The sequence below is a fragment of the Phocaeicola fibrisolvens genome (assembly GCF_025567125.1).
GTDB classification, from domain to species: Bacteria; Bacteroidota; Bacteroidia; order Bacteroidales; family Bacteroidaceae; genus Phocaeicola; species Phocaeicola fibrisolvens.
In genome coordinates, this window is the sequence record NZ_JAOQJI010000035.1 from 1 (window position 1) to 17,233 (window position 17,233).

A 17,233-nucleotide genomic window follows, 5' to 3' on the forward strand; every position below is an offset into this window, starting at 1 on the left:
ATGGGATGAGAATTTCATGGAGAAACTTATTCTGGAAACAATTAACTTCCTTAATATCGGAGATTGATGCGTTTTCTCTGCTATTCCTAGTCTTAAATACCTCGACACGAACGTGACGAGATCGTGACACGTTCGTGCTGAGGTCTCGTCACGTTCGTGTCGAGCTCTCCGCAGCTACGTGTCGAGATGAAATTGTCCTTTTAAAATTAATTTGTCTTCCTGACGATAAACTTTTAACTTTGCAAGGTTAGGGATTTAAACCACAAAAGTAAATAGATTGATAAAACTGGACATCATGAAAAAGATTCTAATCGTATCGGGACATCCCGACTTAAATGATTCGTTTGCCAACAAAACGATATTGGAAGAAGTGCATAAACTGTTGCCGGAAGCAGAGATTGCTTACCTGGACAAACTCTATCCGGATTTTCAAATCGACGTGCAGAAAGAACAGGAACGGCTGCTCCGGGCCGACATCATCGTATTGCAGTATCCGCTGTTCTGGTACACGGCCCCTTCTCTCCTGCACCGCTGGATAGAAAAGACTTTTACCCACGGATTCTCACACGGAAAAACGGGCGACAAGCTGAAAGGAAAACAGTTGGTGCTGTCGTTCACGGCGGGGGCACCGGAGGAAATGTACAGCCCCGAAGGGCCGCAGCAGCATTCCATCGATGATTTCCTGACGCCCTACAGACAGATGGCTCATCTCTGCCAGCTGGAGTGGAGCGGCTATATTTTCAGCGGGGGACTTTCGTATGCGAGCCGCCACGACGAAAAGGAGCTGGCCCGGATGAAGGAGAAATCCATCCGTCACGCCCAGTTGCTGGTGGAGAAGCTGAAAGGCATGGAATAAAAAAAGGAGGGACTTCCCTCCTTTTTTGGTTTTCTTCATTCCTCTTTCCGCTTCTTCCGCTTGTAGGCGAAACTCATCCATTTCTCTTCGGGCCATTGCTGCCGCTGCATCTCAAACCGGGCCATCACGAAAAGCAAATCCGACAGGCGGTTGATGAACCGGAGAATCGCCTGCGGGACGGGGTCCGTGCGGTGAAGGGTCCACAGCCGCCGTTCTGCCCTGCGCGTCACGGCCCTCGCATACTGTAACTGGGCAGACAGCGGAGTGCCGCCCGGCAGGATGAAATAGCCGTTTTCTTCCAGCTGCGACATCATCTCGTCCATCCACTCCTCGCAAAACTTGTCCAAGTCCTGCGGCAGTTCATTCGGATTCTGTTCCCTCAGCGCGGAAGGGGTTGCCACATGACTCATCACGACCATCAGGTTGCGCTGGATGAAACAGAGTTTTTGCTGCCACGCATCGGTCTCCGGCAACAGGCTCCGGATGATGCCGAGCAGGGTGTTCAGCTCGTCCAGGCAGCCATTCGCTTCGATGCGGATGTCGTCTTTGGGCACACGTGAACCCCCATGGATGCCGGTCGTTCCGTCGTCTCCGGTCCGGGTATATATTTTTCTCATGCTCTTCAATTTAATCCCATAAGTTAAAAAAGTCGTTCTCTCCCCAATACCAGTGCGTGTATCCGGCAATCACGTTCCTGTAACGGTACAAGGGGGTGTCTACCGGCCCACCTTTCACATTGTACTGGCAAACCTCGGAGGGCAGCGCATCGGGCTGGACGACCGACGAATAGTGGAACTCATGTCCCTTGAGCTGCATGCCCCGATAACGGACCGTACGATAGCCCAGGTGCAGACGCATTTTCTCCAGCGTACAATCCAAAGGCAGCACGCCCGCCATCGGATACACCTCTCCCTCCTGCGAAACCAGTTGCCGGCACAGATACATCATTCCTCCACACTCGGCAAACAGTCGCCTGCCCTGCCCGGCGAAGTCTCTCAGCTGTGCACCCAACCGTACATTGCGGCTCAGGGCGTCGGCGAAGAACTCCGGATAACCGCCCGGCAGGTACACGTAGTCGGCCTGTGGCAGTGCATCGCCTGCCAGCGGACTGAAGGTCACGACTTCCGCCTTTTGGGAAAAGACGTCCAGGTTCTCTTTATAGAGGAAGTTGAAGGCGGCATCCTGTGCCACCGCGATGCGTTTCCGCCCCGATTCGCCGGAGGCAACCGCGGAGGCCGGAGTCGCATCGAACACTTCCTGCGGACGGGTGGTCAGCGCCAGCAAGCGGTCCACGTCCACGTATTGCTCGATTAAATCGGCCACTCTGTCGGACAGGGCATCGATTTCCGCAGCCCGACCGATGGTCAGTCCCAAATGGCGGGAAGGGACTTCGATATCCTTTACCTTGGGCAGATAGCCCAAATCGGCTACGCCCACATCGGCACAGGCCTCTTTCAGGTACGCATAGTGCGAGGGAGAACCTACCTGGTTGAAGATGACTCCCGCCACTTCCACCTGGGGGCAGAAATGCTTCAGCCCATACAAGACTGCGGCGACGGTGTAGGCCGAAGAACGTGCGTTGAGAATCACGATGACGGGCAGATGCAGCAGGGAGGCAATCTCGGCACTGCTCCCTTTCATTCGGTCGTATCCGTCGAACAGGCCCATGACACCTTCCACCACACAGGCCGATGCCTCCCGGGCGTACCGGGAATAGACTGCCCGCACATGGGCCTCCGAGGCCATCCAGGTGTCTAGGTTCACAGACTCCCGTCCCGCGGCGAGGGCATGAAACTTCCCGTCGATGTAATCGGGGCCGCACTTGAAGGGTTGCACAATCAGGCCCCTCCTTTTGAGTACCCGCAGCAGGCCCATCGTAAAGGTGGTCTTGCCGCTTCCGGAAGCGGCAGCGGCAATCAGGAATTGAGGTTTGGCTAACGACATAAGTTTTCCGTTTTTAGTCAGTCTTTTTCTTGGGCATAAGCCTTCTTTTTCTGCACGATGTCCACCTGCTTGTGCTGAAGGATAAAGCGGATGTGGTCGAGGTAAAGCTGCTGGATGGCGGGTTGTTCTCCCAGGCCTTCCAACAGGGCGGTCACCTGGTAGCCTTTCTTTTCCAGGGCGGCTTTCATGTCGTCCGCAATGTCGTTCTTGGCATGGTCGCCGGCCACAAACATGAAGGGAATCAGCTGTACCTGCTTGATTTTTTTCTGCGCTTCCAGCCGGCCGATGGCATTGTCGAAGGTGGGATAGCCTTCTACCGTTCCGACGGCAAAATCGGTATGGCCTTCCGCCTGCAGCATGTAGTCCAGCATGGCATACTGGGCAGTGGCGGGGGTGTAGGTGCCGTGCCCCACCAGGATGGTGAAGGTTTTCTCCCGGCTTTTTGCGACCAGGCAGTCAATCACCTGCTTGTAGTCTTCCGGGGTGTAAAGCAGGGGCATGCCCAGACGGATTTCCTTGAACAGAGGGCGCATCAGGTCGATGTCCTTGCGGAGCGATTCCATCTCGATGCCGTCGATGATGTTGGTCGACTGGATAATGACGTGGGTGTAGCCGTCCGCCTTCAGCTGGGCCAGGGCTTCCACCGGATTCAGTTTGCGCATACCCCGCTTGGCCAGCCGGCGCATGATGATGCGCGAGGTATAGGCTTCGCGGAACTCCAGCTGGGGAAATTCGGCCTTGGCCTTCTGGTTGAGGGCGTCGATGGTGAGGGCACGGGTGTCGTCGTGCGTGGTACCGAAATGGACCATCAGCAACGCGATTTTATCGCCTTCCTGAAGATGCTGCATCACATCTTCCGACACGAAAATTCCTTCTTCCTGTGCATGCACCGGCACGCAGATTCCACCTAAAGCGAGGCAACAAGCCACGAGAAAAGTTCTTGCTTTCATAAATACCAGACAAATTTGTGAATCATAATCGGTGACAAAGATAATGCCATCTGCGCATTTCTCGGAAACGGACAATACTATAGATTGTTATAGTATGACAAAAAGTAATGACAGGGAGGCTGTTTTTAATTATATCTTTTAACTTTGCAAAGCTATTTTTCAATTGAGACAGAAAATACGAACACTTCTTGCATCCTTCCGGAACGGTTCGGAGAGCAGAAAGTGATTACCTACGAATAACAGACCATGAAACATCTATTTTGGTGGGTATGCCTGGCCATACCCTTCTTGTTTGGCTGCGGAGCGAAGAAAAGCTCGAATACAGAGGAGAAAACGAATGCAAACGGCACTGTCACCCCTGCCGATACGAACGTCCGCATTGTCCCTCGATACGCGAAGGGATTTCAGGTGACTTACACGGACAAGGGCTATTGCCTGCTGGACATCAAAGACCCGCAAAAGGAAGAAGGCGGAGAATCGTATCACTTTGTCCTGGCGCCGAAAGGAACCAAAGTCACCGATGCGCCTGAGGGCTACACCGTCATCGAAACGCCGGTCAAGAGCACGGTCTGCATGACTTCCCTGCAACTTTCCAATTTTATCAAACTCTCGGCCCTGGATGCCGTGGTCGGGATTACCAGTACCCGCCATCTTTTCAATGCCGACATGCAGAAGCGGCTGAAGGAAGGAAAGACGCACAAGATTGGCATCGAGGGCAACTTCGACAACGAGGTCATCATGGGTATCCATCCCGACATCATCCTGATTTCTCCCTTCAAGCGCGGAGGATATGACGCCCTGACGGAAGTGGGCATTCCCCTCATCCCGCACCTGGGCTACAAGGAGATGACTCCCCTGGGCCAGGCAGAATGGATCAAGTTTGTCGGGCTGCTGATTGGAAAGGAAGCACAGGCCAACCGGATTTTTGCGGAGATAGAGAAACGTTACCAGGAATTGGTGCAGCTTACCGCGCAGGTGAAGAAACGGCCGGTTGTGTTCAGTGGCGAACTGAGAGGCGGCAACTGGTATGCCGTCGGGGGAAAGAGCTTCTTGGCCCAGCTGTTCAAGGATGCGGGGGCCGACTATTTCCTGAAGGAGGATACGCACTCGGGCGGGGTGTCGCTCGACTTTGAAACGGTCTACAGTCAGGCGGCGTATGCGGACTACTGGAGAATCGTCAACAGCTACAAAGGGAAGTTCTCTTACGAGGCCCTGCAAGCCGAGGACGTCCGCTATGCCGATTTTCAGGCGTTCAAGAAGAAGCAGGTCATCTATTGCAACATGAGCGAGAAACCGTTTTACGAGAGTATGCCGATGGAACCGGAAGTGGTGCTGGCCGACCTGATTGCCATCTTCCATCCGCAGCTGTTGCCCGACCATACCCCCCGTTATTATGAATGCTTAAAACCCTAATCCCCTTTCTTGCATGAAACGTCCGGTCGCACTTTATATGGTGTTCATCGCCCTGCTGATTTTTGTTTTCTTCCTCTTGAACCTGCTCCTGGGGTCTGTATCGATTCCGTTCAAGGAGGTGTGGCAGATTTTGTGGGGGAATTCGCACGACAACGAAATTTGGTACAACATCATCTGGAAATCCCGTATTCCACAGGCGCTGACGGCCCTCGTGGCAGGAGCCGGACTGTCGGTCAGCGGACTCCAGATGCAGACGGTGTTCCGCAACCCGCTGGCCGGACCTTCCGTGCTGGGCATCAGCTCCGGCGCGAGCATGGGCGTGGCCTTCGTGGTCCTGCTGTCCGGTACCCTCGGCGGAGTGGCTTTGAGCAAGATTGGCATCATGGGCGAAATCGCCTTGACCCTTTCGGCCATCATCGGCTCGCTGTCGGTCATGGCACTCATCATCTTCGTTTCGCAGAAAGTGAAGGGAAACGTGACCCTGCTGATTATCGGGGTGATGGTGGGCTATGTGGCCAACGCGGTAATCGGGGTACTGAAATACTTCAGTGTGGAGGAGGATATCCGGGCCTACGTCATCTGGGGACTAGGCAGCTTTGCCCGCGTATCGGGCAACCAGATGACGCTGTTTGTCTCGATTATGCTGGTGCTCCTGCCCGTCTCTTTCCTGCTGGTGAAAACGTTGAACCTGCTGTTGCTGGGAGATGCCTACGCGCGCAACCTGGGACTGAACATCAAGCGGGCCAGACTGCAGGTCATCACCTGCTCGGGCGTGCTGGTGGCCATCGTCACGGCCTATTGCGGTCCCATCATCTTCCTGGGACTGGCGGTTCCTCACCTCTGCCGCAGCCTATTCCGCACGTCAGACCACCGCATCCTGATGCCGGCCTCCCTGCTGATGGGAGGAGCCATGGCCCTGGTGTGCAACCTGATTGCACGCATGCCGGGATTTGAAGGGGCACTTCCGGTCAACTCCGTGACGGCACTGGTGGGTGCGCCGGTGGTTATCTCGGTATTGTTCAACAAACGACGCAATGACCTAAACGAATGATGGAAAACAATCACATACAAATCAATCACCTCACCATCGGCTACAAGGAGAAAGGCAACCGGAAGGTGGTGGCTACCGACATCAACGCCTGCCTCCACAGCGGGGAACTGACCTGCCTGTTGGGGGCGAACGGCATCGGAAAATCGACCTTGCTCCGCACCTTGTCCGGATTTCAGGCGCCGCTGGAAGGAGAAATCCTATTGAGAGGAAAACCGTTGTCCACGTATTCCGACAAGGAACTGGCCACGCTCATCGGGGTGGTGCTGACCGAGAAATGCGAGCTGCGCAACATGACGGTGGAAGAGCTGGTCGGCATGGGAAGAAGCCCGTACACCGGGTTCTGGGGCCGCTTGGGCAAGCACGACAGGGAGGTGATAGAAGAGTCCATCCAACTGGTCGGCATCGGGCATCTGCGCTACCAGATGGTGCATCAGCTGAGCGACGGCGAGCGGCAGAAGGTCATGATTGCCAAAGCACTGGCACAGCAGACGGACATCATCTTTCTGGACGAACCGACCGCTTTCCTGGACTTTCCCAGCAAGGTGGAAATCATGCAACTGCTGTTCCGGTTGTCGCACACGGGCAACCGCACCATCTTCCTGTCTACGCACGACCTGGAACTGGCGCTCCAGATTGCCGACAAAGTGTGGTTGATGAACAAGGAGAACGGGGTGAAGACCGGTACCCCGGAAGATTTGTCACTGGATGGGAGTCTCAGCCATTTCTTCCTGAGAAAAGGCATCCGGTTTGACAAGGAAAGCGGACTGTTCCGCATCGCCCGGCAGGCCACGGTTTCCGTACGTCTCACAGGGGAAGGAGACCGGTACACCATGGTGCAGAAGGCACTGGCCCGCCACGGCATTGAAGGCAACCGGCAGCATCGGTCCGACTGGTACATCGCGGTCACCGACGAGGCTTTCTTCCTCCATCCTGCTTCCGGACAGACCGTACAGGCAGCCACCATCGAAGAACTGCTGCAAGCCGTACATCAGTTATTGGACGCCCTGCCCCACTAAGCGGCAGGCAATGTGCCCTTCCTCGTCTATCAGCATCAGGGTGAGTTCCGTCCGGCTGAGCAAGGCCAGACAGTGCTTCAGGCACAAGCCCAGAAGAGCCGGAAAGAAAAGGGCTGCATCCGCTTCCGGGAGACCTTTCCACAGTTCCCGGGCCAGCGTTATTTTCGCAATCACCACCTGTGCCTCCGGAGAGCAACCGCAGTCGCGGGCCAGTTCCTGTAAGAATTGTTTGTTCATCACCACCTGCTTACTGTAGGTATTCAAGTGGCCCTCGGCCAGTTTCACCGCTTTGCCCAGCATGATGCCCATCGTTACTTTCCAGATGTGCAGGTCGTCTGCAATCTTCAGGGTATCACCAATGTAGTTCCCGTAATGTACGAAGGCCTGCGGGGGCAAGTCCGGGTATTCACGCTTCACATATCTCTCGCTCTTGGCGCCGGAGTTGAGCACCAGCCGTTCCGCTCCGATGGCCTGACAGACTTCCACCTCCCGACGGATGGCTTCCACAAAAGCCTCGGAAGAAAAAGGCCGCACGATGCCCGAAGTCCCGATGATGGAAATCCCGCCTACGATGCCCAGCTTGGGGTTGAACGTACGAAGGGCCAGTTCCTCTCCCCCCGGCACGGAAATCGTCACCTCCAGTCCCCCGCCGTACAAGGCCGACAGTTCCCGCACCATCATCTGCCGGGGAACCGGATTGATGGCAGGCTCTCCCACCGGCAATCCCAGGCCGGGAAGGGTGACTTTCCCCACCCCTCTTCCTTGCAGGAAACGGATGCCGGGTTGTGCCGAGAACGCCACCTTGGCCTCTATCACGCTGCGGTGGGTCACGTCGGGGTCATCGCCCGCATCTTTCACCACAGCAGCCGTAGCCGATGTGTCTGTTTCCTGAGAGACGGACGCAAGAGGCAAGGACAGTTCCTCTCCGTCGGGTATCCGAAAACGCACTTCCGAAAGCGATTCGCCCGTCAGCAGCCGGATCAGGGCCGCCTTGGCCGCAGCCGTGGCACAGGCCCCGGTGGTGTATCCGCTCCGCAAGGGATAGAAATCGGGCAGCAAGCGCTCGATGGCTTTCCGCAGTCCGTGTATGCCGGTCATCGTAATGAAATCGGCTGGCAGGGAAGGACGACAGACCGCATAGACCGAAATTCCCCCACGGCGGGCTGCTTCCAGCTTCTCGACAAAACCGCCACTTTCGCCACTCTCTTTGGTCAGAATAGCCTGGGGCTTCAACTGCTCCAGAAGTTCCGTTTCCGGTGCGTCTTCGCGATAAAAGACCAGCCGATTCACATCGAAACCCTGCCGCACGGCCAATGGGACGGATTCCTCCCGATTCAGGATACGGAACCAGCAGGTCGGCTGGAGGGTATCGTCCGCCCAGAAGTCGCGCAGTTTCCCGATAGTCTGCACGCCGGTCAGTGCCAGAAGGCGGGTAATGCCGTCCGTCTTCAACCGACGGACCGCCTCCTGATAATCCGCACACCAGATGACATCGTCGGTGCGGGGCGGATAGATACGTTCGAAACGCACCACGGGCAACTGAAGCCGTCGGCTGACCTGTTCCACGGTTTCGTGCAAGCGGACGGCAAAGGGGTGGGCCGCATCCACCAGCAGGCGGACAGAGTGCGCCCGGCAGAACGCTTCCATCTTTTCCGCATCCATGCCCCCGCTGACACGCTCCCCGTGGCGGCAACTGACCTGCTGCGAGTCGCCGCGCGTAGAGTAAAAATAAGGCTTGCCCGACTCATCCAGCACTTTCACGGCCAGCCGCCCTTCCGTGGTTCCCCCTAATACGAGTATCATGACCGGAACAAATGGGTAAAGTCGGAGGCATACAAACGAGAAAGCCCCTTACGGTTGTCTATCGCTTCTCCTACCACCAGCAGCGTGGTCAGGGTCAGGTGATTGTCACGAACAATACGGGCCAGGTCTTTCAGTACGCCCCGGTAGATTTTCTCTTCCTTCCACGTCAGCTTGTAGCAGGCGGCCACAGGCGTCTCCGGCGGATAGGCCTGCAAGAGTTCTTCCTGCACCTTCTCCACGATGGACGCACTCAGGTAGATGCACATGGTACTTTGCGACTGGGCCAGCTTATGCAACTGTTCTTTCTCCGGCATGGGGGTACGCCCCTCTCCCCGGGTCAGGATGATGCTCTGCACCTTCTCCGGGATAGTGAACTGCGAACGCAGGGCCGCTGCCGCCGCCTGGAAGGACGAGATTCCCGACGTGATGTGGTAGCTCATGCCGTAAGCATCGAAAAAGGCCATCTGTTCCTGAATGGCGCCGTAGATACACGGGTCGCCGGTGTGAAGACGCACCACAAACAGTCCCCGGTCGTAGAATTCCTTCATCAAGGCAAACTGCTCCTGCAGGTCCATGTGGGCTGAACTGCGCACCACGGCCCCCTCCTTCGCGTAATAAGTCAGCTCGCGCGGCACCAGACTGCCCGCATACAGCACCAGGTCGGCCTTTTCCAGCATCCGTTTGCCACGCACCGAAATCAGTTCCGGGTCACCGGGACCGGCCCCCACAATCTCGATGTGTCCACCACGCACCGCATCCGCCGCTAGTGCCACCGCAAAGGTGAAATGCGAGCCAGATACTAGCTCTCCTTTCTGTTTTTCCAGCAGCCATTTCCCGCCTCCGCCGCTTTTGAGTGCCGCACTCTCGGCCACACCATATACCCCGGTCACTTCATACACCTTCTGCGAGGGATGAGGGATTTCCAGACCGCTCAGCTCTTCCGCAGAATAGATGCAGACCTTGGCCTGTTTCCATCGCTCCTGCAACGCCTTCAGCAGCGGTTCGTCTTTCTTCAGCTCAATCGTACCCACCGTAGCCAATGACAACGGTGACAGGCCGTGCGAGTGCATCACCTTTTCGATGTATTCGGCGATGCCGTCGGGTACACACTGTTTCTTGCAGCCCACTCCCAGATGCAACACCTGCGGACGATAATACAACGCCTGCACCGGCGCCTCGTACTCGTAGGGCGTGACGGCAATCAGCAGATCCGTTTCCTCGAAAGGAATGTCGGCATAATGATAATACACCTTGACATACGGCGGAAGGGTACGCTCCAGCCAGGCGGTACCCTCGTCCTTGATGTCCAACAGCAAGGACACTCTTTCCTGATTCACGAAACGGGCAATCGCGCGGTTCATCTCCTCGTGCGAGCATGCGGTCTGCCATCCGAACCGGGCAGCCAGCAAATCCAAAGCCCACACCCCGTTACAGTCGCTTTGGGTAGTGACGACCGCCTGTGCCCCCAAGATGGAGGCTATCTGCCGGGCCCACTCGTTGGCCCCTCCCACATGGCCGGACAATACCGGAACGACAAACTGCCCGGTACTGTCCATACACACCACAGCCGGATCGGCATATTTGTCGGACACACAGGGAGCGATGCAGCGCACACAGATGCCCATAGCCCCGATAAACAGGAAACGGTCGTATGCGGCAAACGAAGCCGCCACAAACTCACTGTACGAGGTCACCTGCGTGCATCCGTCGAGTGCCTTTTGTGAAAAAATGGTACAATCTCCCAATTCCTTCTCCAGCAGCTGCGCCATCGGCAATGCCTGGGAAGATATCAATATAATGGCTGTTTTCTCTTTCATTCTGCTTTCAATATTTCAATTGGATTATGGGCATCCACCACAAGCCGGATGCGTTCGGTCACCCGACGTCCGGTCTGCGCCACTCCCTCGTAAAACTGCTGCAAGCTGTTCTCGCTCACCGAGTTGAAGACGATTACTCCCCCCGGAAGCAAGACCTCATCTGCACGCTTCAGCAACTCCTGCAACCGGTCTCCATGCCCGCCTATAAACACCGCATCCGGACGAGGGAGGTCGGTCAGAGGCTGTTCCATGAAATCCCCGCCCACAAACCGTATGCCGGGGGTTCCCCACTTGACACTGTTCGCCCGCAACAGTTCCGCTCCTTCCGGACGCCGTTCAAAGGCAATCACCTCAAGTTCGGGATAGAGACTCTTCGCTTCAATCGACACAGAACCCGTGCAACTGCCGATGTCCCAGAAGACCGTGCGCATCTGCAAATCCAGCATGCTCAAGGTCTGCAGGCGTACCGGCCGTTTCGTAATCATGTTCACCCGTCCGTTCAACAGCGCAAACTCCGATTCCTTCAGTCCCAGCGGACGACGGCGCAGTGCCGTGCGTACCAGAATCAGACAGTTGGGCGATTGGAAAGTGGTGTGCCGAGCTTCTTCTACCGTCAGCTCCCGCACCCGTTCTTCCGCCGCATTACCCAAAGCCTCTCCCACATACATCCGGTAATTGTCGTAGCCGTATTCCTGCATCCGGGCGGCAATGGCTGCCGGCGTTTTCACCCTGTCGGTCAGTACCCCGAGCATACGCTCCCCGCGAATCAGCGCGGCATCGAAAGCCTTCCACGGACGCCCGGTCAGCGACACCATCCGCATCTCCTGATAAGGCAACAGCAGGCGATGGGCCAGCATCTGCAAGGAATTGAACGTGGGATAGACGTGGATACTGCTCTCGGGCAACAGGCGCTGTACGGTATTGGCAAAGCCGAAGAACAACGGGTCGCCGGAGGCAAAGACCACAATCTCCCGGTGCGCGGCATACTGCGCGAACACCTTGTCCAACGGCACAGTGATGTCTATCCACTCCGCTCCTTCGGGCAAGAACCGCTCCACCAGCTGGTGATGGCGCACGCCCCCTGAAAACACCTTCCCCCGGGAGATGACTTCCTGCACCCGAGGCGGAAAATAAATCTCGGTGCTGTCGCTGATGCCGATAATATGGAATGACTGCCTACACATCGCGTCCGGGTTTTAACAAGGCCGCATCGTCCAGCGTCAGGATGGCGTTCACCAAGGTGGCTGCCAGATTACTTCCTCCCTTCCGTCCTTCCACAATCAGTTTGGGCACGTTCTGGAAGGTCTTCACCATGTACTTGCTTTCACACACATGCACAAAGCCCACCGGAGCCGCGATGATGCCTCCGGGATGCGCCTTCTGCTTTCTCATCAGGGCACACAGTTCCATCAAGGCCGTGGGCGCGTTTCCAAAGACAAACAAGGCATCCGGATGCTCCTCTACCGCCAGACGTATGCCCGCCTGGGTACGGGTGATTTGCTTTTCAGCGGCCATCCGAGCCACCCTTTCATCGTTCAGGTAACACTTCACCTCCAGTCCCAGCCGTTCCAGGGCCCGTTTCCGGATGCCCGAAGCCGCCATGGTCACGTCGGTGATAATGGTACGAACCTTGCCCGTCACCAGCAGTTCATGCAGCTTTTCCACCGCATGCTCGTCGCTGTACAGCAAGTGCTCCATCTCGAAATCGGCCGTTGTATGGATGGCATGCAGCAACGCCCACTTGTGTCCGAGCGGCAGGTCCTGTTTCTTCAGTTCCCTGGAGATGGTCTGGAAGCTGTGAATCATAATCTCCTGCCCGATGCCTGCCGCCTCCGTTTTCTCTGGCTGATAATAACCCCGTGGGGTGACCAAGTGGTCCTCCCAAGCGTACGACTGGGAGTTCCCGATGAGCACCACCGTAAACATGTCCACGTCCTCCGGGTCAAAGTCGGCCAAAGTCGTTATCTTCACGGTCTCTTCCTCACGTCCGGCCTGACGCACATAGCCCACCGGCGTCGTCGCTTCCCGCTCCTGCATGAAAATCTCCTTCAGGCGGTACAACTGCCAGTAACGGCCCTCACTCTTCGGATTGTAGACTGCCGTCACGAAATCGGCCGATGCCGCCGCACGGATGCGTTTCTCAATCTTCTCCCACGGCGTCAGCAGGTCGGACAAGGAAATCACGCAGAAATCATGGCCCACCGGCGCCCCCAGTCTGGCAGCCGCCTTCTGAAACGCACTGATGCCCGGCAACACCTCCAGCGTCACCTCACAGGCGCGTTCCCGCTTCATCTCATACATCAACGGGGCCATCCCGTAGATGCCGGAGTCACCCGAGCTGATGACACAGACACACTTGCCCTGTTCCGCCAGTTCGAAAGCCTGACGGGCCCGATCGCGTTCCCGCTTCATCCCCGTGTCCACACACTCCGCCCCCTCCTTCAAGTAGGAACGCACAAACTGGAAGTAATAGTGATATCCCACTACCACATCCGCACTAGCCAAGGCCCGGACCACCGCCGGAGTGATGTCCTCCGCAGAGCCCGGGCCAATGCCTGCTACAATTATCTTGTGATTCGCCATTCGTCTTGTTTCTATCGCTTGCTTATTGTTGCAAAGTTATAAGATTTCTCAATTCTCTACTACTCTCAACACGTCGAAATAGTAACCCTGCGCGATATCCGCTCCTTTTTCTACCTTTCCGGTAGCGACGTCATAAATGTAAATGCAGGTACTTTTCTCCGTATTGACCCCGATATAAGCCTTGCCGTCTACCACGACCGAGCGCTGGGAGAAACGGCCACTATTGAAACCGATTTCCTTTCCGTCGCAAGCCAGCCGGGTTCTCTGTCCCGTTTTCAAGTCCACGATGGAATAGTACAGACTGTACGTGTCTCGTCCCGCATTGGCCGACTGGCTTCTGGCATAAGTCAGCGCCTTGCCGTTGCCCAGGTACTGAACCGTACACAGTTTTCCGTCCGCATTCGGATAGCCGTTGTAAGAAGGGTCGAAATCCGTTTCTCCCTTGTTGATACGCAACAGACAACCTTCTTCCAAATCGCCCTTCTTGGTAAATGCGGCAAGGTAGAGGTTTCCGGCTTCGTCGTAAGTCACACAGTCCTGCAACAGCTGTCCGTAGGAGCTGCCGGCCATTTCCCCGGCCAGCGCATTGACCTTGTTGCTTTCCACCTTCATGTCCGAAGGATTGATGACGGCTGTCAGGAAGTTGGAAGTAGCCACCCCTTTCCGACCGGCCTTATCCTTTCCATAATAGAAATAATACAGCTTGCCCACCTTCTCATTGTAGGTAAGAATACCCGTCGTGGTGAACACCGCTGCTCCGGCAGGCAAAGGAAGATCCAGCGTGCCCTCCGACAAGATGCGCATATCCTCTGCATTCAGTTTGGTCCAGACAATCTTGTCCGCATCCCCATTGGCCGCCATAATCAGCAAGGTCTTGTCGTCCAGCCACGCATGCGTATACTTCCGTTCGGTATAGGAATTCACCACAAACGGCTGTTCCTGCACCACTTCAATCTTGTTGTCCAGAATCCGGAATTTCGTGAAGCGTGTCTGTTTGCTCGGCACCTGATAATAATATTTCCCTTTTGCAATCAGCTCGATGGTATACGGATTCAGTTCCACACCCGACCCCTTGATATCAATCATCGGCTGGTCGGCTGTCAGCGATTCCACACTTTTGACAATCGTATTATCGCCTCCTCCCATGCCGCCGTGTTTGCCTACCGTCATGAAGATATCAAAATGATACTTCCCGGCAGGTTCCGGGTCCACCGTATTCTCGGACGGAGTATCCTTACTACATGCCGCAAAAGAAAAAAGTGCCGCAGCAAACACACCCGCTTTCAGGAATCTCAGGAAGGAAAATTTCGTTGTTTTCATACACATAATGTTTAAGATTAATATTACTATAGTTTGTTAATATCTAGCTCAGATTCACATGTCAGTTCAGGAACACCCTGAACTTCAGGAAGAACGACCTTCCCGGCTTCTGCAGTTTGTAATGGTCGTACACCAACTTATCAAAGAGGTTGTCGCAGCTGACCGACAAGTTGTACTTCCCGTTTTCCAGCGAGTAAGTCACCCCCGCATTGACCACATGCTGCGCCGGAATCTGCGCCTTGCTCTCCTTCGAGCCGTACGCCTCCCAGGTCAGGAAATACCAGTGTACCCACTGATACGAACCCTCCAGTCGCAGGCTGCTGTGCTTCAGGCCGACCTCGTGAAACGTATAGTCGACCTCTGCCGCCCCGAACAACCACGGGCGGTTGGGCACCCGGTTCAGGTACGTGGCCGAAGGCTTGCCGTCATCCTTGTATTTACGCTGGTCGCGCGCGTCCTGCCAGCTCACATTGGCCATGCACTGCAAGTGGTTCCTCCAGCTGTAGCGCACTTCCGCATCCAGTCCCTTGATATACACCGCAGGCACGTTCTGATACTGCATCATGCCCTCTTTCTCCGCCACCACGGCCTGAATATAATCGTCCACAAACCGCATAAAGCCGTTCACTTCGTAGTACAACACATGCCCCACTCCGGGATGCCACGTACCAAAGAGCCCCAGGTTCACGTTGTTGCTCCTTTCCGGATGCAACGCCGTATTGGCATAGACCGTAGACCCGTTGCCCAGCAGTTCACGGGCCAGAGGCAGACGCACGCTATGCTCAAACGAAGCCTTCAGCGCGACCGGCTCCCGGAACTTCACCCGCGTGCCGGCCCCGTATCCCAAGTAATTTCCCGTACTTTCTCCCTTCACCTTGTCCGAGCCCGTCTGCCAGTACAAGTCCGTCTGCCGGATATTCAGGTGATTGATGTAATCCTTGATAAAGAACGTGTTCTCCATCTTGTCCTGCCACAGTTGCTGCTGATAGGAAAGCCCGAGGATGTGTTTGCATACCACGTCATTGGACGGCACAAAACTGTCATCCACGTCGTCGTAGCGGTCGTTTCCCGTCCGGTTGAACAAGTAGTTCAGGTTCAGGGCATGCTGCGGATGAAAGCGATAGTCCCAGTTGGAGCGGAACATCGTCGTGGGGCGCTTGTAATGTCGCAACGACCGTTCCCGTCCCGTAATCTCATTGCGGGAACTCTCCACATAATTCCCGTTCCAGTCGTACACCCGGTAGGCCGTATCCACCGTCAGCGAATAGTCCCAGGTATGCGAAAGCATGCTGTGCATCTGCAACCCCTTCAACAGAAAGTCCTTCTTGCGGTACTGTGCCGACACGTTATAAGCCGACCCGTTCCGCTCGGCCATCCCGTAGACCTTGGTCTGGATAGAACCCGTCTGCAGCTCCTTGTCCACCTTCGAATACGAAGCCGTCACAAAGAAGTCGTCTGCCCACCGTTTCCCGCTCACTCCGACCTCCACCTGGGCCAGCAGCGAGAAATAATCGTCGTGGAAACGCCGGCGGTTGGACGGCACATACTTTCGCACGCTTTCCTCCCACACCTCTACCCCTTTCATCATATAGTCGTTCTTTGAATAGTTGACCCCGACGGTCGGGCGCACGATAATCCCGCTCTTGGGAAACACCACCTGCGCGTTCAAGTCCGCCTTGTGCGTATGGAACGAACCTATCCCGTACGATAGGTCCAGGTAATTCTTTTTCTCCTTCTTCGTCACGATGTTGATGGCACCGCCCAGCGCGTCAGCCCCCAAATAAGCCGGAACCACCCCCTTGTACATCTCGATGTGGTCGATGAGATTGACCGGCAGATTGGCCAGCGACACCCCGGAGCCCTTTGTCTCCAGCGGCACCCCGTCGATGAAATAACGGACCGAATTGCCCGACATCCCGTTGATGGACAGGTCATAGTCCGACCCGACGCCTCCCTCCTGCCGCACCTTGATGCCCGAAGCCCGGTCCACCAGCTCGTTCAGGTTGTTCAACGAACTCACAATCGGTTTCACATCCAGCGCACTGACGGCGAACGTACCTTCCCGCAATTTCTGCGATTGGCTCTTGGCATAGACTTCCACCTCATTCAAGGCCACGGCCTCTTCCTTCAGGACAAAGTCGATTCGCTTGTGCCCGACCAACCGGACCGTCTGCTTCTGGCTCTCATAACCGATGAAAGAAGCCACCACGGTATACGTCCCCTCCGGAAGCTCCAGTCGGTAGCCCCCCTTCTCGTCCGAATACGTCCCGTAGGCCGTACCCTCCACCGCCAGTGAAGCCTGCGCCACAGGCTGTCCGTGGGCAGACGTGATGCGGCCCGAAAGAGTGACCAGTCTCTGTGCCAGCCCTTCCGAGAAGCCGACAATGCCAAAAACGAAAATAAAAATGAGTGTCAGGTGTTTCATAAGTTCCTCAAATCTTCATACCACACACTTATGACCGCGAGACGCATACAAATAC

General features: G+C 55.9%; 13 protein-coding genes. 4 read left to right on the forward strand and 9 right to left on the reverse strand.

The window, feature by feature from the left end:
• Positions 1 to 295: 295 nt before the first annotated feature.
• On the forward strand, positions 296 to 856 hold the full coding sequence (locus OCV81_RS12790) for an NAD(P)H-dependent oxidoreductase (protein WP_022352683.1): 561 nt from the start codon (positions 296 to 298) through the stop codon (positions 854 to 856).
• A gap of 35 nt (positions 857 to 891) precedes the next feature.
• Here OCV81_RS12790 and OCV81_RS12795 read toward each other — a convergent pair whose 3' ends face one another.
• The 3 genes from OCV81_RS12795 to OCV81_RS12805 are packed head-to-tail and all read right to left on the reverse strand — an operon-like array spanning position 892 to position 3,750.
• The gene (locus OCV81_RS12795; RefSeq protein ID WP_148330319.1) at positions 892 to 1,473 is read right to left on the reverse strand and encodes a cob(I)yrinic acid a,c-diamide adenosyltransferase; all 582 of its coding nucleotides are present in this window, start codon (positions 1,471 to 1,473) and stop codon (positions 892 to 894) included.
• Positions 1,474 to 1,483: 10 nt separating this feature from the next.
• A complete protein-coding gene (locus OCV81_RS12800; protein WP_148330320.1) occupies positions 1,484 to 2,800 on the reverse strand; it encodes a cobyrinate a,c-diamide synthase in 1,317 nt (438 codons plus the stop codon).
• A 17-nt stretch (positions 2,801 to 2,817) separates the two neighbouring features.
• The gene (locus tag OCV81_RS12805; RefSeq protein ID WP_148330321.1) at positions 2,818 to 3,750 is read right to left on the reverse strand and encodes a sirohydrochlorin cobaltochelatase; all 933 of its coding nucleotides are present in this window, start codon (positions 3,748 to 3,750) and stop codon (positions 2,818 to 2,820) included.
• Between the two features lie 246 nt (positions 3,751 to 3,996).
• Here OCV81_RS12805 and OCV81_RS12810 point away from each other — a divergent pair, with 246 nt between their 5' ends.
• The 3 genes from OCV81_RS12810 to OCV81_RS12820 are packed head-to-tail and all read left to right on the forward strand — an operon-like array spanning position 3,997 to position 7,230.
• Positions 3,997 to 5,163 (forward strand): ABC transporter substrate-binding protein, encoded by a 1,167-nt coding sequence (locus OCV81_RS12810; RefSeq protein WP_148330322.1) that lies wholly within the window; start codon positions 3,997 to 3,999, stop codon positions 5,161 to 5,163.
• 13 nt (positions 5,164 to 5,176) lie between these two features.
• Complete coding sequence (locus OCV81_RS12815; protein WP_148330323.1) at positions 5,177 to 6,214, forward strand: FecCD family ABC transporter permease; 1,038 nt, start codon at positions 5,177 to 5,179, stop codon at positions 6,212 to 6,214.
• Positions 6,211 to 7,230 (forward strand): ABC transporter ATP-binding protein, encoded by a 1,020-nt coding sequence (locus tag OCV81_RS12820; RefSeq protein WP_394802543.1) that lies wholly within the window; start codon positions 6,211 to 6,213, stop codon positions 7,228 to 7,230. Before OCV81_RS12815 ends, OCV81_RS12820 begins: the two co-directional genes overlap by 4 nt.
• Here OCV81_RS12820 and cbiD read toward each other — a convergent pair.
• From cbiD to OCV81_RS12850, 6 genes are all read right to left on the reverse strand, one after another.
• Positions 7,207 to 9,033: a cobalt-precorrin-5B (C(1))-methyltransferase CbiD gene (gene cbiD / locus OCV81_RS12825; protein ID WP_148330324.1), complete on the reverse strand. Its 1,827-nt coding sequence runs from the start codon at positions 9,031 to 9,033 to the stop codon at positions 7,207 to 7,209. The two genes, OCV81_RS12820 and cbiD, sit on opposite strands and share 24 nt — an antisense overlap.
• Positions 9,030 to 10,850, reverse strand: coding sequence for a precorrin-4 C(11)-methyltransferase (gene cobM, locus OCV81_RS12830; protein WP_148330325.1), 1,821 nt, complete (start codon positions 10,848 to 10,850; stop codon positions 9,030 to 9,032). The genes cbiD and cobM overlap by 4 nt, the downstream gene beginning before the upstream one ends.
• Entirely contained in the window at positions 10,847 to 12,034 is a 1,188-nt protein-coding gene (gene cbiE, locus OCV81_RS12835; protein WP_148330326.1) for a precorrin-6y C5,15-methyltransferase (decarboxylating) subunit CbiE, read from the reverse strand. Before cbiE ends, cobM begins: the two co-directional genes overlap by 4 nt.
• Entirely contained in the window at positions 12,027 to 13,433 is a 1,407-nt protein-coding gene (gene cobJ / locus OCV81_RS12840) for a precorrin-3B C(17)-methyltransferase (RefSeq protein WP_148330327.1), read from the reverse strand. The genes cbiE and cobJ overlap by 8 nt, the downstream gene beginning before the upstream one ends.
• A gap of 48 nt (positions 13,434 to 13,481) precedes the next feature.
• Positions 13,482 to 14,753, reverse strand: coding sequence for a hypothetical protein (locus OCV81_RS12845; protein ID WP_148330328.1), 1,272 nt, complete (start codon positions 14,751 to 14,753; stop codon positions 13,482 to 13,484).
• Between the two features lie 61 nt (positions 14,754 to 14,814).
• Positions 14,815 to 17,178: a TonB-dependent receptor gene (locus OCV81_RS12850; RefSeq protein WP_148330329.1), complete on the reverse strand. Its 2,364-nt coding sequence runs from the start codon at positions 17,176 to 17,178 to the stop codon at positions 14,815 to 14,817.
• Positions 17,179 to 17,233 lie beyond the last annotated feature (55 nt).

Bases quoted from the DNA above. Each gene is read 5' to 3' on its own strand.
- OCV81_RS12790 (WP_022352683.1), top strand. From the start codon at position 296: ATGAAAAAGATTCTAATCGTATCGGGACATCCCGACTTAAATGATTCG.
- OCV81_RS12795 (WP_148330319.1), bottom strand. From the start codon at position 1,473: ATGAGAAAAATATATACCCGGACCGGAGACGACGGAACGACCGGCATC.
- OCV81_RS12800 (WP_148330320.1), bottom strand. From the start codon at position 2,800: ATGTCGTTAGCCAAACCTCAATTCCTGATTGCCGCTGCCGCTTCCGGA.
- OCV81_RS12805 (WP_148330321.1), bottom strand. From the start codon at position 3,750: ATGAAAGCAAGAACTTTTCTCGTGGCTTGTTGCCTCGCTTTAGGTGGA.
- OCV81_RS12810 (WP_148330322.1), top strand. From the start codon at position 3,997: ATGAAACATCTATTTTGGTGGGTATGCCTGGCCATACCCTTCTTGTTT.
- OCV81_RS12815 (WP_148330323.1), top strand. From the start codon at position 5,177: ATGAAACGTCCGGTCGCACTTTATATGGTGTTCATCGCCCTGCTGATT.
- OCV81_RS12820 (WP_394802543.1), top strand. From the start codon at position 6,211: ATGATGGAAAACAATCACATACAAATCAATCACCTCACCATCGGCTAC.
- cbiD (WP_148330324.1), bottom strand. From the start codon at position 9,033: ATGATACTCGTATTAGGGGGAACCACGGAAGGGCGGCTGGCCGTGAAA.
- cobM (WP_148330325.1), bottom strand. From the start codon at position 10,850: ATGAAAGAGAAAACAGCCATTATATTGATATCTTCCCAGGCATTGCCG.
- cbiE (WP_148330326.1), bottom strand. From the start codon at position 12,034: ATGTGTAGGCAGTCATTCCATATTATCGGCATCAGCGACAGCACCGAG.
- cobJ (WP_148330327.1), bottom strand. From the start codon at position 13,433: ATGGCGAATCACAAGATAATTGTAGCAGGCATTGGCCCGGGCTCTGCG.
- OCV81_RS12845 (WP_148330328.1), bottom strand. From the start codon at position 14,753: ATGAAAACAACGAAATTTTCCTTCCTGAGATTCCTGAAAGCGGGTGTG.
- OCV81_RS12850 (WP_148330329.1), bottom strand. From the start codon at position 17,178: ATGAAACACCTGACACTCATTTTTATTTTCGTTTTTGGCATTGTCGGC.